General features: G+C 47.2%; 21 protein-coding genes. 1 reads left to right on the forward strand and 20 read right to left on the reverse strand.

The features are described 5' to 3' along the window. The 13 genes from EL210_RS00475 to EL210_RS00535 all read right to left on the reverse strand — a co-directional run bounded on the left by EL210_RS00475 (position 1) and on the right by EL210_RS00535 (position 21178). A complete protein-coding gene (locus EL210_RS00475) occupies positions 1-1263 on the reverse strand; it encodes a DUF4302 domain-containing protein (RefSeq protein ID WP_025879830.1) in 1263 nt (420 codons plus the stop codon). A gap of 14 nt (positions 1264-1277) precedes the next feature. Continuing rightward, complete coding sequence (locus tag EL210_RS00480; protein ID WP_025879831.1) at positions 1278-2162, reverse strand: zinc-binding metallopeptidase; 885 nt, start codon at positions 2160-2162, stop codon at positions 1278-1280. Positions 2163-2182: 20 nt separating this feature from the next. Further along, positions 2183-3751, reverse strand: coding sequence for a RagB/SusD family nutrient uptake outer membrane protein (locus EL210_RS00485; protein WP_025879832.1), 1569 nt, complete (start codon positions 3749-3751; stop codon positions 2183-2185). A 19-nt stretch (positions 3752-3770) separates the two neighbouring features. After that, positions 3771-7097 (reverse strand): SusC/RagA family TonB-linked outer membrane protein, encoded by a 3327-nt coding sequence (locus EL210_RS00490; RefSeq protein ID WP_018921157.1) that lies wholly within the window; start codon positions 7095-7097, stop codon positions 3771-3773. Positions 7098-8515: 1418 nt separating this feature from the next. Further along, the gene (locus EL210_RS00495; RefSeq protein WP_004378117.1) at positions 8516-9154 is read right to left on the reverse strand and encodes a thymidylate synthase; all 639 of its coding nucleotides are present in this window, start codon (positions 9152-9154) and stop codon (positions 8516-8518) included. After that, complete coding sequence (locus tag EL210_RS00500) at positions 9151-10002, reverse strand: DNA adenine methylase (RefSeq protein WP_126370249.1); 852 nt, start codon at positions 10000-10002, stop codon at positions 9151-9153. Before EL210_RS00500 ends, EL210_RS00495 begins: the two co-directional genes overlap by 4 nt. Positions 10003-10070: 68 nt before the next feature. Next, complete coding sequence (locus EL210_RS00505; RefSeq protein WP_025879922.1) at positions 10071-10313, reverse strand: hypothetical protein; 243 nt, start codon at positions 10311-10313, stop codon at positions 10071-10073. 191 nt (positions 10314-10504) lie between these two features. Next, a complete protein-coding gene (locus EL210_RS00510; RefSeq protein ID WP_126370173.1) occupies positions 10505-10966 on the reverse strand; it encodes a hypothetical protein in 462 nt (153 codons plus the stop codon). A 34-nt stretch (positions 10967-11000) separates the two neighbouring features. Beyond that, the gene (locus EL210_RS00515) at positions 11001-11321 is read right to left on the reverse strand and encodes a hypothetical protein (RefSeq protein ID WP_004378113.1); all 321 of its coding nucleotides are present in this window, start codon (positions 11319-11321) and stop codon (positions 11001-11003) included. A gap of 19 nt (positions 11322-11340) precedes the next feature. Next, entirely contained in the window at positions 11341-12423 is a 1083-nt protein-coding gene (locus EL210_RS00520) for a hypothetical protein (RefSeq protein ID WP_004378112.1), read from the reverse strand. Continuing rightward, on the reverse strand, positions 12420-14915 hold the full coding sequence (locus tag EL210_RS00525; protein WP_025879877.1) for a tail fiber domain-containing protein: 2496 nt from the start codon (positions 14913-14915) through the stop codon (positions 12420-12422). The genes EL210_RS00520 and EL210_RS00525 overlap by 4 nt, the downstream gene beginning before the upstream one ends. Next, positions 14908-17625 (reverse strand): hypothetical protein, encoded by a 2718-nt coding sequence (locus EL210_RS00530; RefSeq protein WP_232000396.1) that lies wholly within the window; start codon positions 17623-17625, stop codon positions 14908-14910. The genes EL210_RS00525 and EL210_RS00530 overlap by 8 nt, the downstream gene beginning before the upstream one ends. 10 nt (positions 17626-17635) lie before the next feature. After that, on the reverse strand, positions 17636-21178 hold the full coding sequence (locus EL210_RS00535; protein ID WP_126370175.1) for a coiled-coil domain-containing protein: 3543 nt from the start codon (positions 21176-21178) through the stop codon (positions 17636-17638). A 51-nt stretch (positions 21179-21229) separates the two neighbouring features. Here EL210_RS00535 and EL210_RS13485 point away from each other — a divergent pair, with 51 nt between their 5' ends. After that, a complete protein-coding gene (locus EL210_RS13485; protein ID WP_155951738.1) occupies positions 21230-21367 on the forward strand; it encodes a hypothetical protein in 138 nt (45 codons plus the stop codon). 6 nt (positions 21368-21373) lie between these two features. Here the strand turns inward: EL210_RS13485 and EL210_RS00540 are convergent, their stop codons facing one another. The 7 genes from EL210_RS00540 to EL210_RS00570 are packed head-to-tail and all read right to left on the reverse strand — an operon-like array spanning position 21374 to position 24838. After that, positions 21374-21661 (reverse strand): hypothetical protein, encoded by a 288-nt coding sequence (locus EL210_RS00540; RefSeq protein WP_197721030.1) that lies wholly within the window; start codon positions 21659-21661, stop codon positions 21374-21376. Between the two features lie 35 nt (positions 21662-21696). After that, positions 21697-22002, reverse strand: coding sequence for a hypothetical protein (locus EL210_RS00545; protein ID WP_126370176.1), 306 nt, complete (start codon positions 22000-22002; stop codon positions 21697-21699). Between the two features lie 18 nt (positions 22003-22020). Then, on the reverse strand, positions 22021-22506 hold the full coding sequence (locus EL210_RS00550) for a phage tail tube protein (RefSeq protein WP_126370177.1): 486 nt from the start codon (positions 22504-22506) through the stop codon (positions 22021-22023). Further along, a complete protein-coding gene (locus EL210_RS00555) occupies positions 22488-22859 on the reverse strand; it encodes a hypothetical protein (protein WP_036889875.1) in 372 nt (123 codons plus the stop codon). The genes EL210_RS00550 and EL210_RS00555 overlap by 19 nt, the downstream gene beginning before the upstream one ends. After that, positions 22840-23304, reverse strand: coding sequence for a hypothetical protein (locus EL210_RS00560; RefSeq protein ID WP_126370179.1), 465 nt, complete (start codon positions 23302-23304; stop codon positions 22840-22842). Before EL210_RS00560 ends, EL210_RS00555 begins: the two co-directional genes overlap by 20 nt. Before the next feature lie 18 nt (positions 23305-23322). Then, a complete protein-coding gene (locus tag EL210_RS00565) occupies positions 23323-23790 on the reverse strand; it encodes an N-acetylmuramoyl-L-alanine amidase (protein ID WP_018921197.1) in 468 nt (155 codons plus the stop codon). Positions 23791-23803: 13 nt separating this feature from the next. Continuing rightward, positions 23804-24838, reverse strand: coding sequence for a hypothetical protein (locus EL210_RS00570; RefSeq protein ID WP_018921198.1), 1035 nt, complete (start codon positions 24836-24838; stop codon positions 23804-23806). Between the last annotated feature and the right edge of the window lie 45 nt (positions 24839-24883).

Here is a 24883-nt window from a genome sequence, read left to right on the forward strand (position 1 = left end):
TTATTGTATCTTCTTCATACCCTTGATATAAGGTATTTCAGCACTTCCATTGACCTTAAGCGTGGTTGACTTTCCCACTTCATGATTGCCGTCATACTCTATGATGACGAAAGAATCGGTGTTGAAGAAATAGCCATAGGTCGGTGTAAACGTGAGATAAGTGCCCGGTTGGGCAGTGTCCTTGGTGATGTTATAGCCCAACATATCGATTTTGTAATAGTCTCCACCATCGGCTAACGCCATGGAACACATCCAGAACTCATGTCCGTTGGGGGCTGTATAGATAAGTTCCGGTGACCAAGTCAACGAGCCATCTTCGGGTTTATAAGTAAATGTCAGGTGGAAATCAGGGGAGAGTCCCTCCAACTTATAGGTCTTCCCATCGCCCGATGCAACCAATTTTACCTGGATAGAAGCATTCTCATACTCGAACTTATACGTTCCTATATAATCTGCATAGCGCATGAAATCAGCGTTAAGCACAATGTCTGTAGCTCCCGCATCCGTTGAAGTGAAAGACAAATTGTCGATGCTATACGTGAAATGCTGCACCTGTTTACCGGCTATCATTACAGGAGATTGAAGTTCAATTCCATTCTCAGTATAACAGAACGGCACAGACTTCTCGCCAGATTTTGAGGATACAGAGAAGCGTCTGTCGGCCGAAACTTCTACTTTGGTCGTATCTTTTCCAATGATACAGTTGTACTTCTGCTTCACATTTTCAGCCACTTTCTGCATGGCAGTGATGTAATCTTTCCAGTTTACATTGTCTTTCAAGCGTGTCATCACCATCTTGTTATGGAACTTCTTGCCCTCAAGGAAAATGGAGTCATTGGTGGTACGCTGAATGAGAAACTCGTAGTCCTGTCCCTTTCCGTCGTCATCCATCTGGGAAGGTGAGGAAAGCATGTGGAAGATTTTATTGTAGGTGTTGACCGTCAACACAGGCCCCATGTCCTTAATCACGTCATAACTTGATGAAGATGTATTCTGGGGATAGTCTATATCGCTGGCAACAGTGACCTTTCCATCCTTGAACTTCATCAGATAGGTATAGCCACCACCCTCATAATTCTCTTCAGTCCAAAGGCGAAGCAGCCAGCCATTAGTTGCTGACTCCAATAATGTTTTATCGGCTTCGACGGCCTTTTCGACACGTTGTGCAGCCGGTTCGTCAAACACAACGTTGTCATCGTGCAGACAAGAGCTAAGCATCAGCGTGACGAAAAGTATCTGAATACTAAATATTATCTTTTTCATAAGCTGCTTTTCTTTTAGTTTAATTTATTCAAGTCAAGTTGATTAATTTCCGAAGCTCTGCGGAGAACGATACTGCGCAGTGCATCAATATCGAGTTTCCACGAGTCTTTCATATAGGCACGAATGATGTCAAGCTTGGCCTGGATAAACGGAGCACCCTGCGAACTAGCCCGTCTCATGAGCGCCTGCCAGTCACTTGGCGATGTCGTTACATAGACAGAAAGCATTTCAGCAAAGTCTTCTATAGGCTCACTCATGGCATACGGTGTGACAAAGCCTTTCTTGTTGGCTTCTGCCGCCTGCACTTGATACCAGTCACCACTGACATAACTGCCTTCAGAGATATGCTGGAAGTTCTCATCATAAGGGATTTTCTGATTGAGAATGTGGGTAAACTCGTGATGCATCGTATGGAAATAATACTCGTTCATCGTAGCATAATCCTTCAGAGTCTTATCTGTAAGACGGTTCACCATATAGAGAGTGATTACCAATCCGCCCTCTGCCGTACCGAGAACCATTGTTCCTTCACCACTGTTATAGGCTGCCGAGCCTATCAAGTGGATTACTCGCGGCACATTTTCCTTTACGAAATTGGAGCCGACACATTCTGCATAGGCATCAAACCAAAGATACTTAGCGATGATAGCCAGCTTTGCAGACTTTGCAGAATCTGCCGGGACAAGGTGGTATTTCATATCGCTGTAGATGTCTTCCATTTTATATTTGAAGTCTATATTATACGGATAAGTATAGTTAGTCAGCAACCATTTATCGAAATTATCACGCTGTACCGGCTTGTTTGGGAAGATACTCTCATCCGAGGGATTATCTTCTGAGCATGAAGCGAAGCCCAATGACAGAAGAACTGCAATGGCTAAAAAATATATTTTCTTCATATTCTACTCGTTTTTAGATTTTACTTGTTTCTTGGATTGGCAGGAAGTCCGGCCGTGATAACATCCTGTGGCAACTGAATAGCACGGCGTGGATCATCTACCTTCATGGTGTCGGTGACAGCAATAACCTTTCGACTGCCGTTCAATGTACGGCGATAGATAACGATGCCATAGCGTTTCACGTCTTGAAGACGCCATCCTTCACCCAAAGTCATGATGCGCCGAAGCTGCAAGATAGCTTGAAGGATAGGCTCTTGTGTGGTCGACTCTATGCTGAAAGCCGTATTGAACTTCTTCTTCGGCGTAGGAGCTGTTGGCGTATAATAGTCAATTCCACTGTAGAAACTTTGGATATCAGCCAGCGTTACACTGAGTCTGCCACCAGAATAAGCCTGCACTTCAGTATTAAGATCGTTCACTGCATCAGCATACTTGCCCAACATTGCATTGGCTTCAGCACGTACAAGTAATGTCAAGTCGGTCGTCAATACGGGATAAGCAGAGTGGGCATACCCTATTCTTGCCTGTACATCCGTATATTCAAACGCATAAGGAATCTTGTTGATGAAGTATTTTGCAATACTGTTGTTATGCCATACCGTGTAACCGAAGCCTGCACTGCTTCCCCACGGGCCTTGCGACTGCAGGTCTTCCTTTTCAGAAAGCAACTGACCATGTGCATACTTGTTAGCATATCCATAAGGTCCCAGATAGGCTCCGGCTTCAGAAAAGACGGTCTGCAAAAGCAGGTTGGCCTGGCTGGAGATATTGACATAATTGTTTGGAGCTACCTGACCATTGGCTGTAAGCGCATTGAAAGCCTTCCAATCACGCAATTTCGAAGAGGCATCAGAACCGAGAACACGCGTCGCATAGGTCACAGCCTTGTCATACTTCTGATAATAAAGATTGAAAAGGGCAGCAAAAGCATAAGCCGAATTACGTGTGAAATGATACTTCGGACGTGAATAATTATCAGTAATCAAAGGTAATCCTTCTTCAATATCACGGTTTATCTGGTCGTAGAAAGCAGCCAATGTACCACGTTTGTACGTTGTTCCAACTTTTGTTGCTGGTTCTGTTGGATAAGGAACTCCCATATACTTCTCTGCAGTTGTGGCATCGTAGGCCATACAGAATGTATTGGCAAGTTGGAAAGCAGCATAGGCCCGACACAGCAAAGCTTCACCTTTTGAGGGTTGATAATCATCAGTGTTCCCGTTATCACGAATAGCCTTAAGTGCCGTATTAGCTGTGCCCATGGCTTTGTAAAGGCTGTTCCATATCTCTTGCGGTGTCTCACTCTCAGAGATCTCGGTGATATCAGCCCAAGCATAAGCCTGATCTTGAAAACGTCCTGCACTGGTCCAACTTGTCACTTTGAACTCATCTGAATTGTCAGAATACATTTCTGCCAACAAAGCAGGATTGTGATCAGGATAAGCCGAAACGAGAAATTGCTGCACTTTCTCCTTGCTGTTCAGCTCCATACGGTTATCGGGGAGCTTGTCAAGATAGTCATCACATGAGCTTATGCCCAGCGTAACAGCAGCTATCGACACGCATATATAAATCTTTCGAATGTTCATAACTTTAATTTTTCTGCGTTTATAAACCAAATTTGAGGGTCATTGTGAACTGACGTGGAATAGGAGCAGCCACACCACCTGCATTGACAAACTCCGGATCTTGACCGTTCAGCTTCTTATCTGCATAGATAAGGAAGAGATTGGTTGCCTGGAGTTTCAGCGAGAGATTGGTGAAAGGAGTAGACTGGAGCATTGCTCTTGGGAAGTCATAACCTAAAGAAATCTCCTTCATACGAATGAAGTCGCCCTTTGCCGTGCGGTTACTCGTATAGTTATAAGCATTGTAAGCGATTCTCAAACTACTGTCATCACGATACATGCGATAAGGCAATATGCCCGGAACAGAGGTTATTTTCTCATCACCGGCCTGCATCCAACGATTCTTGAACTCCTTTGTCATTGAGGTAAGGTCGTTGTAACGTGCACTGAAAACAGGGTCGAGGCGCACGTAACTGCCAAATGAATAGGTCACAAAGATATTCAACCGCCAGTTTTTCCATTTCAGTTCATTACCCAAAGAACCTGTAACAGTTGGCTCTGTAGGCCCTTCATAAATCAGATAACTATTGTCTGTACGGTTCTGGAAATTGAGATCTGTAGAGGTCAAATTTCCTTTTTCATTCAGATAAGTGGGGATACCTTTGTCGGTTAGTCCCTGGAACGGCATCGAGAAAATAGCACGATGAGGGTAACCCTCCATTGTAAATCCACTGCTTGCCTCACCACTGATAAGGTCAATGGTACGCGCCTGACTCATCAATGATGTAACCTTCGTGGTCACATGTGAATAAATCAAGTTGGTAATCCACGTGAAATCACGGTTCCTGATATTTGTTGTCTGGATTGAAAGTTCCTGACCTTGCGACTTCATGGAAGCCGTGTTAGCATAGCGAACCACTTGTCCGCCGATACCCTGTGTGGCAATCGGCCCAATCAGATCGAAGTTGTTGCGCCAGAAGAGGTCGAAAGTGACATTGATACGATTATTGAGGAAGCCTAACTCCGACCCGATATTGAACTCGTGTTTCTTTTCATAAGTAAGTTCTGAATTCTCCAATTCACTGATTTGAATACCCGACTCCTTGTCTGTTCCGAATATTCTGTATGGGGTATATGACTTCAGAATTACTGTTGAATTGGTATAGGTAGAAGGCCCGGGATCAGCAGTCAGAGAATAAGACGTACGAAGCAAGGCATGCGTAAGCACGTTCTTAAACGTGTTCTTGAACCAAGGTTCCTCGCTTGCATTCCAACTTCCCGAGATATTCCATGTTGGCAACCAACGTGCACTACGGCTCTTTCCCAATCGATTCGTACCTTCGTAGCGGTAGGTTCCGGTCAGGTTGTAACGCTGTTTGTAGGAATAGGTACCCGTAGCAAAGAAGGCTGCCGTGCGGTTATGAGTGTTGTTGAGTGAATAGTAAACAGCATTGTCATCGATATTCTTCTTAAAGAACTGATAAATATAGAATGGAATCTCACCTCCATCATATTGCATACCGACACCATTAAAGAAAGTACGCTTGCGATCTACATTCGAAACATCAAGTCCTCCCAATACATTCAACGTGTGTGTCTGGTTGAATGTATGCGTATAATTAGCCATGGCACGCACATCCCAGCTTACTTTCTGGAGGTCGGTCTTCTGATAGAAGCCTCCACTTGGCAACACGGAGATGGGCAAAGCATAGGGATTTGTCGGATCCTTATAGAGATAATGATTGGCATCCCGAATGATAGAGTTGTCCATGGCACGATAGGCCTGGGCCTGGTTAGAATGCTCTGTAATCTTATGCTCCTGTGAAGAAGTGTCATACTGCACGGCACCAATAACCGACAGACGCAGGTCTTTAATAGGTTTATAAGCCAATTCTGCCTGGAATTTCGTATTCAGCACGTTCATGTCAATCTTGTTGTTCTCCAGTTCATTGAGGATATTGAAAGGCGCATAGTTGGCACGATAGTTGGTATTCGGGTCGAGTGCACGAGATGTGTTCAGTGCATAAGAATAAGGATTGATGTCGAAATCGCGCTTCACTTGACCACTGATCACATCCACATCCTGTGCCAATGTGCCCGGAGCCTGCTGCTTACGGTAGGAAGCCGAAGCCAACAACGTCAGTGAGAGATTGTCGAGCAGATGATGAGTAGCATTGAAATTCGCCGTATAACGTCTCACCTCAGAGTCTTTATACCAACCAGGATCAGCCATGAACGACATGGAAACATAATAGTTTGACTTCGCCGTACCACCACTCAAACTGACAGAATGGTTCTGCATCAACGCACTTGAGAAGAGTTGTTTGAACCAGTTGGTGTTGCGCATTTCGGCACTGTGCAGATAGGCATCACGTGCTTCTTTGGTGTTGACAAGCCCAAACTGTCCCGTCGAAGGATTGTAGGTGTTGATGAGTTCATACATCTTTCCATAAACACCGTAGTCACTGCCATTCAACACATCAGAGAGATTGAGCCATCCTTTTTCCTGCATTTCCTGATAGATACCCATTTGATCCTGGGAATTCAGAATGTTGAACTGGCTGTAAGTGGGAACCAAACGTGAGGTAAACTCACCGGTATAGTTCACATGAGCCTGTCCCGAACGGCCTTTTTTCGTAGTAACAACAATAACGCCACTCATGGCACGTGCTCCATAAATAGAAGTAGCTGAACCATCTTTCAGGATTTGAAAACTCTCGATATCATCAGAATTAAGTCCTGCAATGGCTGAAGAAATCAGCGTCTCTGCATCACCAGATGACAGTGCATCGGCACTGATATCAGTGATGTCTTCCTGAACAACACCGTCAACCACCCACAGTGGTTTTGAATTACCATAGATAGAAGTGGCACCACGCACATGAATTTTCGGTGCCGTACCAAAGGTTCCCGATACGTTTTGCACGCTCACTCCGGCTGAACGACCTTCAAGTGAACGGCTGATATCTGCCATTCCGCCAATCAAAGCATCGCTTGCCTTAATCTGATCGGCTGCACCTGTGAACATTCGGCGGTCCATGTTCGAGACACCTGTTACCACAACCTCGTTCAATGTCGCATTGTTCGGGGTCAAAACAACCCTCATGTTCGCCTTAGGATTGAGCGTCTGAGGCTGCATGCCAATGTAACTGACGACCATTTTCTTGCCTTTCGGCACTGTCAGCGAGAACTTTCCGTCTGAGTCGGTCACTGTTCCGGCCTTCGAACCCTGCACAATAATCGAAGCACCGATAATGGGTTCGTTGTCTTCCGACGAGATAACCGTTCCGAAAACTTGAGTTTGTGCCGTCGCTATTCCCATGCTCAGGAAGAGTGAGACTAAAAACATCATGAGTCTTTTTTCCATAAATCCTCTCTCTTAAATTAATAATTTATACAACAATTCTCTTATCTATAGTTTCAATCAGCAATCATCTCAGACGAAGAAAACACTTCTTTTAAGATGAAAGAAACATTGCTTGAAGCAACATTCTTTTTTATATTATCAATTATCTCTTATTATTCTCTATTTAGCCTAAACTGTTAATGGTTTTATCTGAAGTTTTAATAAAATAACAAAAACGCAACATTAGTTTGCATTTGCAAATATAATTGATTTTAATATAAAAACCAAGAAAAAGTGATAAAAAATTAGTTTTTATAGTAAAATTGGTTTAATTATTATATTATTATGGTTATTTAGTTTTAATTTATTATATTAAAATAAATGTTACTGAATATGAATTTAGCAAATAAATACAAAATAACATTAACAAACAAAACTATAGTTGTGCTGTCATAATTCTCTTTTAGCAACACATCTAAAAAGCCACGATTGAGAATGGAAACCTTTCACTTACAACAAAGCACTAAAAAAGATGAAATTGTTGATGAGTTTTCTGCAGTTTTTGTGCAAATAGTCAGCAAATAATCTGCAAATGAATTTCAATTAAGAATAATTAACAAATAAAGCCATTGATAACCAATCACTTACACACCCCTAAGAACAAGAACTAGAACAAGAACAAGAACGACGACGAGAAAGAAAAAGAAAGAGTGCCGACGTCGTCGCTTTTTCCTGACGATAATTTACATAATATTGCTTTTATTCCCCCATGCAGCAATTTCATCTGCCACAACAGCCCGGCTCATCTCTGTCATATTACACTGTAAAATGACAGAGATGAGCAGATGAAATGCGTCAGATCAGCACGTAAACTGACGCTTTTTACAAGCAGGAGTGACGGACAGAATAATCTTTAATTCAAGGAAACAAAATCCGGCAAGAAGCAGAAGGCCCTTTAATCAGATGCCATGAAAGCAAACCACTTGCGTATTTCCATACTTACAAAAGCAATCAGCAGCCCCTGATTTTGAAGTTCCGTGAATGAAAACTAAACCGTGGTCCACCTAATTAGCAAGATTATTTGTATCTTTGCAAGCAACATCATGACAAGGAGAAAGGGATGCATTGCTTGCTAAAGACAGGCTATCCGGCCCAGTTGCGAGGTAGGAATTATCACCGACCGAAATATCACCGACTGATTGTTTCAATAAAGAATTGACAGAATAAAAATGAATTAATCCGGCAAAACGAAATGTACCGCTTTGGTAAAACGAAATGTGATTATTTTGTGTAAAACGAAATGTGTTTTTTTTCGAGCGCACACGTGCAAGAAACGCCTCAAAAAATCTTTTATTTTGAGGCGTTTTTCTATTACAAATATTTGTATATCTCGCAGAAAATTACTATCTTTGTATAGTATATATTGGGACTTTACGCACTCAAACATTGAGTTCAAACCTCACCGTCTCATCACCATCAAGCAGCAACCTCGTGCGCTCCAAGTTATTTTCGTATATGTGCACATTGCCGAGGTTCAACGTTATATTCTTTAGTGGCAGGTCTATCTGTTGTGCCATGAGGTAAAGGTGGTATATATCCGCTGGCAACCCTAAATTAGCATCGCTGCTCCTTTGGTAGGCCGACAACACTAATTCTCCGTCATCTATCTGGAACTGCACAAGGCTCAGGCAAGGAGCCTGGTTGCTTTCTGCGCCTGTTTCACCGAGGAACAGCACATAATTCTTGCTGTTACGCTTCTCGCGGTTTATCTTGGCAATCAGTGGCGGGAGCTTCTCAAAGTAGGTCGGATAACTGTTTACCAGTACGCTTCCGCAATAGTCCCACCAGTTTATTCCAACCTCACGATATTTTTGCACCTGTCGCTCACCTTGCATGAACAGCTGCAGCTCATTTTTCAATTTCTTTCTTGCTATGCCGTGGCTCTCGAATATGTCGAGCAGGTCGACTGGAGATAATGACAGCTGCTCGTTGAGCAGATAGCGGATACAGCCTTTTCGGTTATGTTGTGTCTTCCCTGAAACTATAATCCGCTTCAATATTTCGTGATATTTGTTCATCGTTCGAATGGTATTTGAACAGTATTTTTATAAAGCATGATATCCGTATAAGAAGCGTTATAGTTCATATGGGCCTTGAACTCCCTACGGTGGCAGTTCTCAAAGGGGTTACCGATGAGCTTGTTCTTGCCGATCCATTCACAAAGCTCTGTTATGGAGGATTTGTTTGAAGTGAAGTAGATGAAACGATGATCAGCGAGGATGGTTAGTATATCAAGGTAATCAGACAGTTTCCAATACATTTTGTATGTTTTGCTGTCTGTGCTCAGATATGGAGGGTCAACGAGGAACACCACATCGGGTATATTCTTGTACTGCTCGAACAGCTGACGATAATCACATGAGGTTACGGTCAGGCCGTCAAGGTAGGTATCGGCAAGTGGGTAATCGGTGGCTTTTATTCTGTTATATAACGTTTCTTTCGACAACTCTTCATAGCAGGTGGCGTATTTCATCGAAAACAGGAGCGAGCCTGACAGAGTGATATAATCGACATAGCCGAAAGTGTGCTCATACTCGTGTATGCAGGAAAGGACGCTCCTACGCATGGCACCTGCAATGGCTTTCTTTCTTGGATAATCGCACAGAATGCTGCGCAGCCTGGAGAGCAATGCGTTGGTCTGTGGAATATGCTCCAACCGTTTGCGATAGCCGTCAAAATCATTATATATCACGGTGGAATTCGGTTTCTGATACTTGGCAATATGTGACAGCAATCCACTGCCTCCAAATAAGTCTACAAAAGTTGTACCGTCAGGAAACTGCTGGAGTACTTTGATGTACTCCTTTGCGAACATCCGCTTCTGTCCCTGAAATGGAAGCGGCGCTGAAAGATATAGTTTCTTCATCATTTTTGTTTTTTAGTGGCTTGCAAAGGTCGGCATATCCAGTAAAGAGAAAGAATATTCATCTACAATCATACTGCAAATACATTACACTCACGGTTCATCCGTTTAATAAGACTGTACACGGTACGCTCACTCACGGCGTAGCGGGTTGACAATACCAATACGATATAGGATACTTTCTCACCGTGCCGACGTAGTTCTGTATAATCATTATAAAGATCTATATATCGCTCATCTTTCAAGCGTATACCGGCCTCGCGAAGCCTTTTTATCAATTCCCTGTTAAATTTCAAGATGTCTATTATCTTCATATTCAATAAAATTTGTATCTTTGCATCATCTCACTTACATAAGCGCAAAAAAAGAAGTGCCGCGACAAGGGTATTTGCCCCCGGTCGTGCGGTACTTCGTATTGCGTTAATATGTAGGTGAGATGACTATTAACAGGCCGGGGGCTTCTTTTTTCTACCCCCCCCGGGATGATTATTAAATTGGCTATATACTACATCGTAAGCCAATCAAGTTTTTCTGCATCTTCGAACGTTCTGTCCGAGCCTTTGAATGCCTTGAGGAGTTCTGCAGCATCGAGCGGGTCGATTTTAACTTCGACCTCTTTTTCAGCTAACGATTTGAGATACTCCTCGCCTTTTTTGTTCCACGCTGCAAACCATTCATTTATCTCAGCTATTTCGCACTTTTCGGCCTCGGTCATACCGCGCACCTCTTCCTTTGCCCGTCGCTCAAGTTCCTGCGCCTCTTTCACACGTTGCTGCATCTTCTCAAACTCTTCGTCCTGAAGCGTTGTACGCACCTCCTCGATGTCTTTGTCGTAAGCCTCCGAGACAGGGCGCAAGGCCTTGAGGTTCTTCCACACTGCGAGCATGGCTTCATCACTCATGCCTGCAACTTTCAATGCTTTTAATGCTCTGTAGGCTTCAACTGCCTTAATCGTTTTTACTTTCATTTTTACTTTAATTCTTACTAAATTACTTTGTTATTTACTTTTCTTTTGCTTCTGTTGCACTGACTGTACCGAGTTTCTGAGCGTTTGCCTTGCAGTACTTCACGAAGTGCGTCACATCTGTGACCACGCTGATGATTTCGTCTTCATCGGTAGTCAGATAGCTGATGTTGATACCTCCGAAATGCGCGAAAGTTGCGAGCAGTTCTTTGCTACCCTCGTTGCTGCTTACACTTCCGTTTTCGATGTTTGCATACTTGTCGTTTTCAACCGAAACGATAGCTTTGATAGTCGTACCTGTACCTACTGCTTCAACGCTCGCCTTGAAGCCTGCAATTGCTTTTACTTTTACTTCCATAGTTGTATTTTTTATTGAATTAGTTTATTTGAAGAACATATATCTCCTGCGTTATGCCCATAAAGGTATATTCTATCTTGTAGTGTTGCCCCTCTTTCAAGTCATCAAAGATATGCGTGTACTCCTTGCCCGCTTCGAGGTTTGCAAACGTGTAAGCCTGCTCGCCTGCCTGCATCTGTGAGCCGAGTTTGCTTGATGTAAATCTTAGAATTATATCTAAGTCTTTATTATTAGAAGTGCGTTTATAACTGTCTTTTATCTTAACCTCTACAACAATACTTCCCTTGATAGCCTCGCGCGCTGTGATAGTGAAGTATTCCTTTATTTGCTGTTCATTATAAATAATGCTCACCGCAGTCGGATGAAAATCTATAATTGAAAAGTATTTTGCCTGTACTGGAGGGGTATTGAATGCGAGAGCAGAGGAGCATAAAAAGATGTAGGCCTTGTAATTGCCTACCGCAAGATTGCCGTTTCCTATTTCGACCAACGACCCTCCGTCCTTAAGCGGAGTTTCCGAGGTTTTGAAATAAGCAATCTGCCCCGCATTGTTTTTCAGTGCAAGGCCGAAATACGCTTCCGACAGCACGCCGAGGTCTTTCATTGTCAGTTCGTATTCAAGCCCCGCGTTTTTCATCATCATAACAGCTACAACGCTGCCGCTCTCGTGCGTCTTGCTCGTGATAGTCGGAGCCTTGAAAGGTGCAGTCGCAGCGTGCTTGTAGCCTATAAAATCAGACAGACGGTAAGGACATGCAAAGGTAGTACCTACTTTCACGTGCTCCCAGTCAGCCTTACCTTTATCGTATAAATCCGTAAGGCTTTGTAAACTGCTGCTGTGTGCGACTTTCATGCCACAGATGCCGTCTTCCTCAAAATTTGCGCCCTTGAACCACGTCGCATTGTCACGCCATTTTCTATTTTCAAAATCGAACTCGTCAGAGGTAAAGGGTTTATTCAGTTCAATAGGCTTGAACTTCGCCCACATGTTGATTTTATCGCTCCTGCAAAGTGTTGCAAGGTCGTTGCTTGTTTCGCCCAAAACAGTCTTCACATCTGCGATGCTGACGGGGGCCTGTATAATACCATTTACTATGCTCATTTCTCACCTCCTTTTAATTGTTCTATTTCTGTTTCAAGCACTTTTATCCGCTTCTTCAACCGCTCGACCTTATCGTCCACCTGCACTGCTGCTCCGAGCGCGAGTGCAATAAGTCGTGTGTCAAGGTAGTTCAGTTTCAGATAGCCATCGTCGCTTGCATAGACCATGCTTTTCAACATACTCTCCCGGACACTCTGCGCAATAAAACCGATGCCATGCTTGCCCGTGTCTTTGTAATCGAACTGCCACGTACCGCCAAGACTACGGATGATCTTCATGCTGTCTACAGCCTTGATGTTTTCTTTCGAACGCCTGTCGGACGTAGTGTAGGCCGTTACGCCACCTTGCGCCAACACGTTACCGTAAAAAGTTGCATTCTTATCCCTACTAAGAATTAGTGCGTTCTGCCAGCCGTTGTTGTACACGTTAAATTGTAACTCGCTTCCCTCGAAAAGCGTATACAGAGGGAAATCTGCACTTCCAACATAAACAACATTAGAATCTGAAACAAACAAGGCGCGTCTGGCAGTACCGTCCTTAAGACGTAGCTGAAGGCCCTTGTTATTTGAAAGATTCAGGTATCCGCCAATGCTTAAGTCTTCCATTACACGGGCAGAGCCATTCACATCAAGTTTGCAGATAGGGGCATTAGTACCTATCCCTACATTGTTTCCTGCAAAGTACAGTATGTTGTTAATACCAGTCACACTGCCAAGTGCACCTATAATGTCTCCTGTACCGTCGAAATTCTGCCCCCACAATGTGCGCATGTTCTGTAATTTTGTTGCAGAAGCAACATTATCTGTTAAATATGCTATCGTTGCCCAATCTGACCAGCCTCCAACATCTCTTTTGCTTCGATATAACATTCTTCCGACATCTGAGTTAGCTTGCCACTGCATAGCGAGCTCACTTCCTCCGTATCCTTTAATCGACAGTAAATTTCCATACGCGAAAGGATAGCCGTTTTCATATATATTATAGACATTTAGTCCAGGTGGTGGCATTTCCGTGCCTTTCAGAGGCCTATTCTGCTGTCCCTTGACATTGATAGTATCTGCCGTTGAAGCATTACCCTCCCAGCCTTTCTCTGTTATTTTGCCAAGGAGTTTTGCACCGCTTTCATCATTGTTCTGTACATCATCAGACTTGTAAAACTCGAAGACACCTCCATATTCGAAAAACTTACATCTATTATAATTCTGATGTCCTAAACGAATTGCATGTGAAAAATTAAAAGCAGAATTTTCCCCGGATATATTCCAAGCGTATAATTTATTGTCTAATATATTTAGATTGCCATTAAGCGTTCCACCAGCAAGCGACAAATATTTTCCACTTACAACATCATCGGTCAACTGGGACAGTTTCGTCAGGTTCTTTTCGTCCCATATTTTTATCCACTTCGCATCTTTGATTTGCTTGCCATCAGCTTCGTTCTTACGATAATATACGCTTTCATTTCGCTGCGTAGGGAGTGCGAGTTGACTAATCCAGTTCACGCTGTCATTTTTAGACCAGTCCATCGAAATGATATGTCTCCAATCATCGCCAATTCCGCTCTTTGTAGTCATCACAGCATAATAGCCAGCCTCGTCAGGCGCGAAATTGACTTCTCTGTGCGTCTTGAATGTATCAACGATACCGTAGCCGTCTACGGTTGTAGGTTTGTTTGTCAATGCAGAAAAAGCATGCGTGTGTGATATGCTTGCAGCATCAGTGATACCGTACCCCTGCAGGGTCGTAGGCTTTTGTGTCAACGATGCAAAGGAGTGCGAATGTGCAGACGGATTGAACGCACTCGGCTTACCCGTGATTTCACTCCAGGCATATGATGGTTTTGTCGCTGCCTTGGCCCATGCAGGCACGTCACTTGCAGGCATGGACGTGGGTTTATTTTTTATAATCGACCAATCCACCGAGGTGAGTGCTCCGGCCTCTACGCGTTTCAGCCGCTCATTGAGGTCGTTACCGAGGAACGCCGAGAGGACGGCTGCCGCCTTTGCAGTAGTGTAGTCGTTCCAACGGTCCAAACGCTCATAGCTTGTACCGCCACTTTCGCTACCTCCACCCTGTGCCGTGCCTGCACCGAATGCCGTCAATCCACCTGTAGCATACAGTCCCGCAGCCTTTCTTGTATCCGAAACACGTGTCAGTGAAAGTGCGCCATTTTTCTCATCATAACTGATTTTAATGTCACCGATAGTGACTCCTTTGAGGAAATTTATCAATTCCTTGGCTGTATCTTCCTTATCCTTGCGCAGGAATTCATCGTATGCAGGGCTGTCCTCCGCCAAGGCCCGCGCTTTATCGGCATAGGCGGCCCGGGCTGCATCGTTTGCCTGCAGTGCCTTGTCTGCCTGTTCTGCAAACGTAGCCTTGTCTGCCGACAGTGCATGCCGCACGTCGTCACTCTGTGCCCAGGGCGTCGTGCTGCCACCCCTGCCGGTTCCCTCAGCCCGCTTTCGGGCAAACATCTTGATATCAATCATTGCTGTCTATTTCCTTTAATGTCAGTTCTGCCGTTCCCTCTGCAAGGTTTCTGCTGATGCCCTGCACAAAGAAGTTCTTGTTTAGAAAATTATGCCTATAGTGTGCAAACGGGTCTACAAACCCTCCGCGGATATCCGTCATGTGCTGTGTCATGATCACCCGGGGCGCATGATATTCCTGATAGTAGCTGTTCACATAGAGTTGCTCGGGTTTGGCCATGCTGTCTGTCATCCGACTGTAGAGCATGAGTATACCGTCACCGCTGGCAGCGTCTACGGGAGTAGAGAGACAGAGGGCATTCTTGACACCTATCTGCATGCATTCATCATGCGTCAGGGCAGAGGTAACCTTGAACTCAAGGTCATCCTTGCGGTTGCAGAAGGAACTCTGTGCAGCACTCATATATACGATGTCATGATCATCCCCGAGCAGTTCCGTCTTCCCATTGTCACTCACCACCTTCACCTCGAAAGACTTTATCTGTATGGAACTCACGTGTGCCAGCAGCGGAATGGCATCTTCGGTCCATTTGGTATGTCTGAAGAATGTAGGATGACGGCGTGTGATATCACTCCAAAGCACATTCACCGGACCCAGGACGATAAACCTTACCGCACCGCTCACATGGTCTCGTTTCCGAATAGGTATAGCCATACCTTCACTGTCTACGCCATGCTTCCAGCTGATGTTGTTCTGCAGGCTGTATTCGTGGCCTATCAGTTTATCACCAATCTTTGGGTCAAAACCTATCGTGAAACTCTGCTGATAGTATTCGTCATCACTGCTGCACTCCGAGCGCTCCTTGTACTTGCGCCACTCAAAATCTTCCATCTGCGAGCCGCTTCCTGTCTCAACGACGCATTTGTCACCGATGATAAGCATACAGGCTATGAGTCCTACCTTGCTGATTTTATCAGTTCCGTCACCCACGCTGCTGTACTTGAACTCATACAGCTCGGGGGTAGTGTCTGTGAATGGATACCACCCACTATCGCCACTTTCGTCCCAGTGGGCCTCTTCATTATGTTTAGGGTCCGAGTATGTCTGTTTCCAGAACTTGCGCGTATAGTAGAGTCTGTCTCCCTTCTTGTTCTTTGTCACATTCCCTCTTACGTCAACCTTGCCTTCAGGTGGTGTTCCGCCGAACGGCATGAACACCCATTCCTTAGTCCGCAGGTCGTGGTATTTGGCTGTTACTTTCACGAGGGGGTTCAGGAGCATTTTTCCTGAAAACACAATATAGTTCGTTGTCTCCTCATCGACAGGAGAAAACATCCCCCCGGAATGCTGACTCACATAAGTGGCATAAGGAATGGTACTGCGAAGAGCAGACTCGTTCGGATATGCTTCTGCAGCACTGTTCTTTCCATTACCGTTCACCGACAGCACCAGGACATTGTCCATGTTGATTTTCGACACGGGGCTGTTGTCTTTTCTGGCCATGGCCCGCTCCACCTTGCCATAGGAAACGAGCGCTGCCCCAAGATTCTTGCCGAGCCACTGCAGCAACGCCTGCTGGTCCTTACCGCCACGGCCGAAGTGAACCATGAGTTCCTCACCGCTGCCAGTGCCGACATGCATAGGGAAACGCCACGAAACATGGTGCTTCAACCACACATACCAATCCACGATGCTTCCATCATCATAGTCGGTATCACCTTCAAGCACCAAATCTCTGAAACCTCTGTAAGCCCGTTTTCCATCGCCTAAGCTGATCAGTTCTGACATGTATTTCTGCCGTGCTGCGAAATAACTCCCGAGCGCACTTTCCTCCAGCGGGCTTTCGATGAGACTTTCCATTTTCTCAACCTTACAGGTCAGCAGCAGCTGGTTGTAGATTTCGCCGACGCTGATGGTGGTATCCGTGCCTGAGACCTTATCGGTCGTTATCCCTATCAGTCTGTGAGGTGTAGTCAGAGGCTTGTTGCTGTAAAGGTCTTTCCATGCGATGTTTTCTGCCTTTTTTACATTCTCCCATGAAAACAGATAGAAAGAAAAGCCCTGCTGTACGATGTGCAGGTTAAGGTACTTCAGCAGTTCCGTCAGCACCTCTTCTGCCGTCCACACATTGTCTTCGTTATCCGAGAGGAACAACAGCTCATGAATGCCTATCTGTGAGAAAATACCGAACGCATTCTCCGATTTGCTTACCCCGATGCTGCCGTCATAGTAGCAGGCCAGGCTCTTCCTACCCTGAATATCAAGATTATCCGACAGACCAGACAGCAGCTCACGGATGATATCTAAGAAGCTGCGCTGTCCCGCTTTCTCTTTCACCTCCTTATAGGTGATACCCTGCACGCCGATATTCCTGTACTTGCCATATTGCAGGGCCGTCAGCACGTCGATACAGCTGAGTTCTATTTCGTCTTCTTCCTCATTATAAGACTGCGAATAGGCCTGCGGTTCTATAAAGCCGGCAAAGAGGCATTCTCCCTCGCGATAGATATTTACTACAGCATCACGGCAGGAAGCACAGAACAGGTCGGGAATGAAATTCTTTACCAGCAGGCGTACGGTAGCCTGATATTTGAGCAGTACATCAAAGGTGTCGCTGACCTGGCTTTCAATCTCAACGGGGTCATCCGTCCAGCTGACGCCGCAGCCTTCGGTACCGATTTCAACTTCATTCGTGCGGTCGCCCCGAGTGAGGATATGTACCTCTATGCGCTCGTTCTTTTCGTTATAGAAGTGTCCGTGTATGTACATTTTTATCTTTTTACAGTTTGATATTTGTCTTCCGTCTGCTGATACGTGTCTCGTTGGCCAGTGCCAGAACGAGGTCACGGCCACGCAGCTTGGCCTCCAATCGTCCGCCACCGTTGCTTTCACCGCCGATGAGCGATTTCAGCTTATTCAGCGGTGCAATTACCTCCGGGTTTGACCGTGCCCCGGCATATTCGCCCATGATCGAGAGTGTTGGTCCGTAAACGATGCCACCGTCGGCAAACGGTGTAACACCGTTGATGAAGTTAAAGAGGCGACTCTGCTGCGCCCCGTTGAGTATCATTTCGCCCGAGTTCACACGAGCCAGCAATTTGTCGCCGCTTGGTGAGGAGCCGCCCACAATGCCACCATTTGCAAAGGCACCGCTGACGGATGCCAGGGCAGCAACGACAGCGGCCACACCTGCGGCAATGGCAATGAGGTTATAAGGGAAAGGCATGCTTGCACCGCTGGCTGTAGCACTGGCAATGGCTTCACCACTTTTAGCAGCAGTGTTGGTAATTGTCGCAGCCGTATCAGCAGCCGTGGCAGCAGTGTGTGTTGCTGTCGCTGCGGTTTCGCTGGTTGTTGCAGCAGTTTTCACTTGACTGGCTGCCGAACTCATCTGTGTCGTAACTGTCATGGCCTTGATAAGGTCTACTACGCCTGCAATGCCCTGAAAAATCTGTATGGCACCATCTACCACGCCCGCGAGTGTCTCCCATGCGTTGCGCCCGCCCTCGAGGGCGTTTGTCATTGACGAAATACCACCGGCTACACCTTTCGTGTTACCCCATAGGTCTGTCAGATGCACATCACTCTTTTTCAGCACCTTTTCATATTGTCCATACGATCCAATGAGTTTTTCGACCTCGCTGCGCTGACTTTTATCAAGCGGATGCTTCGTATCTGCAAGCATGTCCTGAAGTTCCTTGATGCGCTTCTTCACACCGTCAAGGCCCATTACCTTGAGTTCCATCTTCAACTCTTTTGCATCCATGCCGTCCAGCTTTGCAGTTTCGGCATTCATTTCAGGCAGGCGTGTCATGCGGTTCAGTGCCTCCCGTTTCTGCTCTAACGCTACAATGGTTGCACCAATGGTGTTTATCTCTTCTCCCGAGGCTTTCTTCTGCTTTGCCTGATAGTAGGTAATGGCTTCGTCGAGCTTCTCCATCGTGTTCAAGCGACTGATATCCTCCGGAGCCTTCAGACCGGCAAGGGTTTCGTCCCACTTCTTCTTCAGGTCACCAAGGGCATTAATCTGCTTCTGTATTTCCACACGCTCGGTATCCGTAGCCGTCTTGAGTTTTTTTGTATAAAAGGCAATTTCGCCATCCAGCTGTTCATAAGTCTTTATCTCGTCAAGACGCAAACCCACGTGTGAACTGTCCTCGAATGCCGTTCGAAGCGCGTTCAAACGCTTGATTTCGCTGTCTATGGCCGTAAGCTGATTCCTGCCGGCTTTCTTGCGCAGTTGCTGCTGGCGCTGTATTTCCACATCTATCTTTCCCAGCGTGTCCAATTCCTTGGGACGGCCGGCTTCGGCGATTTCGGCCTGTATGACTGCGCCTAATTCCTTGTATTTCGCAATAAGTCGGGTGAGCTTCTGTATTTTTGCGGTGTCAGCCTTATCGGTCTTCTTCAGCTGTGCCTCGTAGTAGGAAACATTCCTGGTCACGTCGTCAAGGGTTTTAGCAACTTTCACAGGCTTTCCTGTCTTTGAAGTGCCTGCTATCTTTCCTGTCTTCTTCCCTGTCGAAACGCCTTGCTCGCGTTTGTTCACGGCATCACGACGGTTCACCTCCTTCTGCATCCGGCCTATTTCCTTGTTCAGGCGTTGGCGTTCAGCCGTGGCATCGCCTTTCAGCCGGGCCACTTCCTGCTGCTTTTCCTCAATCTCCTGCTTGAGTTCCTCGGTCGTGGCATCGTTCATGTTGCCACCTGTAAGCTTCGTCGACTTGCGCGAACTCTCCAGCTGCTTCTGTGCCGATATCATGTGTGAGATACAGGAGTCATAACGTGTTTGCAAGCCACCTATCTTCGTGTTCAGGGTGTCTATCTCGCCACCCAATCGGTCGTAATAGTCCCTGCCGCCGTCCGTGGTTTCCCAGTTGTAGTGGCTTCTGCCGTTCTTGTCTAAGAACTGCTGTCCCAACTGACGGCGTTCAGCCTCCTTGCTTTCTTTCTCCAACTGCGCTGCAGCTATCTGTGAGGACAGTACTTTTGCCTGTGCCTCATAGCCCATCTGTGCACAGTAGACCTTGCTCTTCTCTATCAGCGTATCGTACCATTCGGCCGCCGTGCGGTGATATCCGAAGCTCTCGCCGTACTTCTTGTTCAGTTCCGATACTTTCTTGGCTGCATTCTCATGATTGTGGATGAGCGAGGCAAGGCGGCTGATCTCTAAATCCAGTTCTGCACGCACATCCGACGATGCCCGGCTGAAAGCATCTTCGCTCTCCTTGAGCTGATCTACGCTCTCAGCCGTATCCTCGGCTTCATCACCCATGAGACCGAACAGGCTTACCAGTCCGGTGATGACAACCGAAATTCCTAAAGTGAGTGCGGCATACAGGGCGGTCACGGCAACGCTCAGCGCCAGCGTGCCGCCAGCTGCTGTGTACCCGCTTGCCGACATGATGTTCTGTGCCGTTGCCACGACCTTTTCATGTACGGCCAAGGCGAGTCCCTTGACAGCTGTCAGGCTGAATGCTGCACCCAATGCCTGCAGGGAGGTAATCAGCTTGACGCAGCCGGCCACGCAGATCATGGTCTGTGCAGCTATCGTCACAAAGGGCATCGCGCCCTGCACCATGCTCCCAAGCTTTTCCTTGATATCCCCTAACGTGTTCTCTAATTGCTTCTGCTTGCCGGCATCGGTCTTGGCCAATTCTGCATTCATGTTGCCCACATTGGCCGTAATCACCTCCGCCAGCATTGCAGCACGTTCGCTCTCCGTACCATACTTGAGCACACGTTCCTGCGCTTCATCGAAGGTGATACCCACACGCTGCAGCACGGCCGTCTGCCCCTGCATGGCCTTACCCATCATGTTACCGATGCCCACGGCATCCTGATTGGTGGCATTGAGGCCGTTCTGCTGGGCAATGAGGTTGTTCATGGCCGGTATCAGCACGTCAAGGCTCTCTTTCTGTTTCAGGAAAGTTGCCATCTGCTGGGCACCGCTGAGCTGTACTTCATCACCGATGACGCCTAATTCCTGCTGGGCAGAACACAGGTCTTTGACATGCTGTATCTCTTCGTCCGTGCTGTTCATGCGCTGACGCATGATGGTATCCAGCTGTGTCTCGGCCACCAACTGCACCTGATAGGCCTCTGTCAGATCCTGCAATACTCCGCGCAGCTCATTTATCGAATTCTGCAGTACGCCGACGGCCTGCGCTGCCTCCGACCATGTAAGCACGTCACGCTTCAACCGTTCCGCTTCGTCCTGCACACTGCGTATCACCCGGCCCACCTCTTCAGCATTGGCCGTCACGCGCTTTGCACCGCCGTCATCATGTATCTTGATTAAAAAACTGACTTCTTTTGCCATTGTTTCTTGTTTTTTTATTATCTTTGTCCCAACAACCAATTTATATTATTGATGTCAGCGATTCATTGGACACCCGTTTTCAGACTCATCAGCGAGCATCCCATTGCTTCGGTCTTCACCGTGGCCATCTGTCTTGTGGTAGTTACCTTTGGCCTGCTCTTTTGTATCGGTGTAATGAAACACAAATAACGTTTTTTATTTCAGTCCTGCAGCACGCTTGGCTTCTCGGTACCGCCGCTTCAATTCTTCTTCGCTCACATCTTCCCGTTCCTTTTCTTTCGTATCTTCCTCCCATGGGAACTGCATCACGTCTTCGGCCGAAAGCGTATGCTTTGAATAAGGCTGCAGCATACAGAGGCATGCCATGCGCAGGCGTTCCCACTCGCCGTGCTGCTCATTCTCGTGCCATTCATGCCAAGACTGCCAGGCCGCCTGAAACTCCGAAGGGGTGCACCGGCAGAAGTCATCCAGACTCATTCCCATGCACCCCAACGCAATTCCTTGCAGTTCCTCAATGCCTACGGCAGGGGTTTCACCGTCGTTTTTTTTTCGGCATCGCCCACCTGAGCATAGAAAGTATTCAGGCTGTCGGGTTCCAGGGAGTCTGCAAAGGTTTCGAAGTCCATTTCAAAGGTCACATCGTCGGCCTTGCATGCACTCTGCACGCAGCAGTAGATGAACTGCACGAGTTCGCGGATGTCGGTCTGCTTGAGCTCACTCACATCCTTACCCACCATGTGCTTGAAACGCATCATTGCGCCCATGGTCACGCGGCAGGGATATTCCTTGCCGCCGACCGTCAGTTTAAGAATTTGCTTTTTCATAACGTAACCTTATTAATATTATGAATGGCCGCCGCCACCCTGCTTGGGTGTCGTTGCTTCTGTCAGTCCATTCCCTTGTTTCTCCACCTTACCGCAGTTCTCAAGACTTACGCTGTACTTTGCATCATCGCCTGCCTGACCGTCAAGTTCCAGTGAGGTGAGGATGTACTTGCCCTTGTAGCCACCGGCTGCCTTACCTGTACGCTTGTCACCATCGCGCAGACCGTAGGCAGCATCGACGGGCTCGCCTTTCAGCATTTTTTCTTTGAGCTGATCATAAGTTGGCGTATCATCATCACCATCGGTCAACACACAACCGTCAGCAGAGATGCTCTCCGAAAAGCTCTTTACATACTTTTCCTTCCACTTGCCGCTTGCGGCTTCCTTGGTCACGCGCTCACCGGTTTCCGTAGATGTACTGACCTTACAGCCCGTTGAGAAACCGAGGGCCTTGCCGTCAACGCTCAGGATGAGGTTGGTTCCGTCTAAAACACTTTTTGCCATATCTTTTTTCTTATTAAAATTGTTGATACTATGCCGGCCGCCAACCCGACGATAAAGGCGGTGAATAATCTTTTCAAACTCCAGGGCTGCTGCGTCTTGATTACCTCTTTCTGCGTAGTCATCACCTGCTCTGCAGCTGACAGCTGCGCCTGCATCTCTTCGATGCGTTGCTCGTAGCGTGCACACTGCACCTCAAGACTGTCGCATCCGGCTTCGATGATAATCCGTGCAGGGCTTCCTTTGTCTGTCGTGGGCCGTCGGCTCACTTTCACATGCGCCTGTCCCCGGCGAGCCGTGTAGCCTGCACCTGCGGGCAGAAGGGCAAGACTGTCTTCAGCTACGCTTAGCGTCACCCGTGACTCGGGCACCGTCACCCGCTGCTGCCACCACTTGAGGATGTTCGTCTGCCGTTCGGCTTCCTTCACTGCGCTGACGTGTTCTGTGCGGCTTTCCCTTGTCGCTGTCTTCACTGAGCGACAGCTCACCGCTGACAGGGCAAGCAGCACGATGAGGACAGAGCTGGATAGCCTCGATAGCCCGCGAGAGGCGGTTGAGGGCACGGCGTGTCTTGTCGTTCTCGCCGCGGAGTTCTTCCATTTTCTCATAATTGATGCGGTTTTGTTTATGAAGCCCCACAAGTTCAGCACTGACCATGTCATACATCTGCTTGTAGGTGTCTTCCACTTTCTTCTTCTCTTCCACCGTTCTGAGGCGGCGGTTCGCAATCCAGGCAATGGCAGCACCGATACCGCCCGAAGGGATAGCCCATTGCAGGATTTGGAATATTGTCTCTGCCATTGTCGTTGGTTTTTATCGTTAAACTTGTCTGATGCCTATCGAGCGCAGCCAAGTTGGAACATCGAAACTCGGGCACGCCTTGCCGGGGTTCAGCTCATGATGTCCAACGATGCGAATCTGCGGGAACCGCGCGTGGAAGTCCTCCACATAGCGTTTCAACGCTTCGCGCTGCGCCTCGGTGCGCGTATCCTTCGGCTTCCCTGCTTTGTCGCAGCCACCCACATACACAATATGTCGGCTCACGCTGTTATAGCCTGCAGCACCGTTGGTCACCTCCCATGGATCAACATTAGCGTCCTCGTTGTTATTAACGAGTCGTTCCACGCGTCCGTCCAAGTGCACCATGTCTGTATAGCCTACCTGTTTCCAACCACGGCCTGCAGGAGGGGGCGCAGTGTGCCAGCGGCGTATTTCGTCCGCGCTCACCTCACGCCCCTCCGGGGTGGCCGTGCAGTGGATAACGAGATATTGTATTGACTTGCTCATTCAATTCTTACGATTAAGAAGCCTTGTATCCGCTCATCATCACTACGCCGGCATCAGCCAGCTTTGGCATGCAGAGGAAGTAGTGGCGGAAGTTGATCTTGTTGCGCTGATACTCAGGGTCGGTTGCTGCCTCGCTGTAGTACATCTTCGTCGAACCTGTCGCCTTGAAGACGCGCGGTGTGTAGAATGCGAACGAGCAGTTAAACTCGCCGGCCCCGGCAGCCACGCCCAAGTTCTTCTTCTTTCCTGCCTGCGTGTAGAGCGGTGTATTGGCATACTCATAGACATCGAAGCCGAAGAGCTTACCCACCTTACCTGTAGCGCGGTCAATATTATACTGCTCGCGGAAGGTCTGACTGACAAGTAATAGGTCATTCACGTGGTCAGAACAAAGTACTAAACGTCGGTTCTCTGCCGGCACGTGTAACTTATCCATCGCGGCTTTCAGTGCCACCAAGTCGGCCATCGTCAGCCGAAGGCGACCCGTTTCAGCATCGCGTTCGCCCGTGGTTTTTAGCACGGGAGTCTTAGCGGTGTTCTCCTGTGCACAGAGGGCATGAGCGGCTTTTGTAAACTTAGAATCGTTGATGGAATTGCCATGCGATTCCTTCACGCGAGCCATCTTATCATAGCTGGCCGCATAGAGCTCATCGTCGGTAATAGGTGTCACCTTGGTTTGGAACTTATCCAACTTCACAGCAATATCTTTGTCATTCAAGGCCTGCGAAGGTATCGGATAGGTCGTGTTGTTGATCAGGACATCAGGGTCTACGCCAACCTCTACAAGGTGTATCACGTCATTTTTGACGATTGTACTCTGATCAGGTACACCGTCAAGCCATGACCCTTCCAGCCCACCGCGCAGCGATTTTACCAACTCACCTGTCCATACTTCCGTAAAGACACCTGCACGCAGGGTATCCTTGGGCAGACATGCACCTATGGCAATGGCAATCACATTCAATGCCACCGCACCAATCCAAGGCGCAACGCCTACAGCTAAGGCTATCAAACTTCCGACAATCGCATTGACCAGCAATGCAATCATCAATTTCATAACTAATCTCTTCATGTTACTCATTTTTTTACTTTT

Origin of the sequence: Segatella oris (assembly GCF_900637655.1) — a bacterium.
In the GTDB taxonomy this organism is placed as follows: Bacteria; Bacteroidota; Bacteroidia; order Bacteroidales; family Bacteroidaceae; genus Prevotella; species Prevotella oris.

Coding starts and splice junctions, on each gene's coding strand:
- EL210_RS00540 (WP_197721030.1), bottom strand. CDS start 21,661: ATGGGAATGAGTCTGGATGACTTCTGCCGGTGCACCCCTTCGGAGTTT.
- EL210_RS13485 (WP_155951738.1), top strand. CDS start 21,230: ATGTCAGCGATTCATTGGACACCCGTTTTCAGACTCATCAGCGAGCAT.
- EL210_RS00485 (WP_025879832.1), bottom strand. CDS start 3,751: ATGAACATTCGAAAGATTTATATATGCGTGTCGATAGCTGCTGTTACG.
- EL210_RS00495 (WP_004378117.1), bottom strand. CDS start 9,154: ATGAACAAATATCACGAAATATTGAAGCGGATTATAGTTTCAGGGAAG.
- EL210_RS00525 (WP_025879877.1), bottom strand. CDS start 14,915: ATGATTGATATCAAGATGTTTGCCCGAAAGCGGGCTGAGGGAACCGGC.
- EL210_RS00500 (WP_126370249.1), bottom strand. CDS start 10,002: ATGAAGAAACTATATCTTTCAGCGCCGCTTCCATTTCAGGGACAGAAG.
- EL210_RS00565 (WP_018921197.1), bottom strand. CDS start 23,790: ATGAGCAAGTCAATACAATATCTCGTTATCCACTGCACGGCCACCCCG.
- EL210_RS00475 (WP_025879830.1), bottom strand. CDS start 1,263: ATGAAAAAGATAATATTTAGTATTCAGATACTTTTCGTCACGCTGATG.
- EL210_RS00545 (WP_126370176.1), bottom strand. CDS start 22,002: ATGAAAAAGCAAATTCTTAAACTGACGGTCGGCGGCAAGGAATATCCC.
- EL210_RS00550 (WP_126370177.1), bottom strand. CDS start 22,506: ATGGCAAAAAGTGTTTTAGACGGAACCAACCTCATCCTGAGCGTTGAC.
- EL210_RS00560 (WP_126370179.1), bottom strand. CDS start 23,304: ATGGCAGAGACAATATTCCAAATCCTGCAATGGGCTATCCCTTCGGGC.
- EL210_RS00490 (WP_018921157.1), bottom strand. CDS start 7,097: ATGGAAAAAAGACTCATGATGTTTTTAGTCTCACTCTTCCTGAGCATG.
- EL210_RS00570 (WP_018921198.1), bottom strand. CDS start 24,838: ATGATTGCATTGCTGGTCAATGCGATTGTCGGAAGTTTGATAGCCTTA.
- EL210_RS00535 (WP_126370175.1), bottom strand. CDS start 21,178: ATGGCAAAAGAAGTCAGTTTTTTAATCAAGATACATGATGACGGCGGT.
- EL210_RS00505 (WP_025879922.1), bottom strand. CDS start 10,313: ATGAAGATAATAGACATCTTGAAATTTAACAGGGAATTGATAAAAAGG.
- EL210_RS00515 (WP_004378113.1), bottom strand. CDS start 11,321: ATGGAAGTAAAAGTAAAAGCAATTGCAGGCTTCAAGGCGAGCGTTGAA.
- EL210_RS00480 (WP_025879831.1), bottom strand. CDS start 2,162: ATGAAGAAAATATATTTTTTAGCCATTGCAGTTCTTCTGTCATTGGGC.
- EL210_RS00520 (WP_004378112.1), bottom strand. CDS start 12,423: ATGAGCATAGTAAATGGTATTATACAGGCCCCCGTCAGCATCGCAGAT.
- EL210_RS00510 (WP_126370173.1), bottom strand. CDS start 10,966: ATGAAAGTAAAAACGATTAAGGCAGTTGAAGCCTACAGAGCATTAAAA.
- EL210_RS00530 (WP_232000396.1), bottom strand. CDS start 17,625: ATGTACATACACGGACACTTCTATAACGAAAAGAACGAGCGCATAGAG.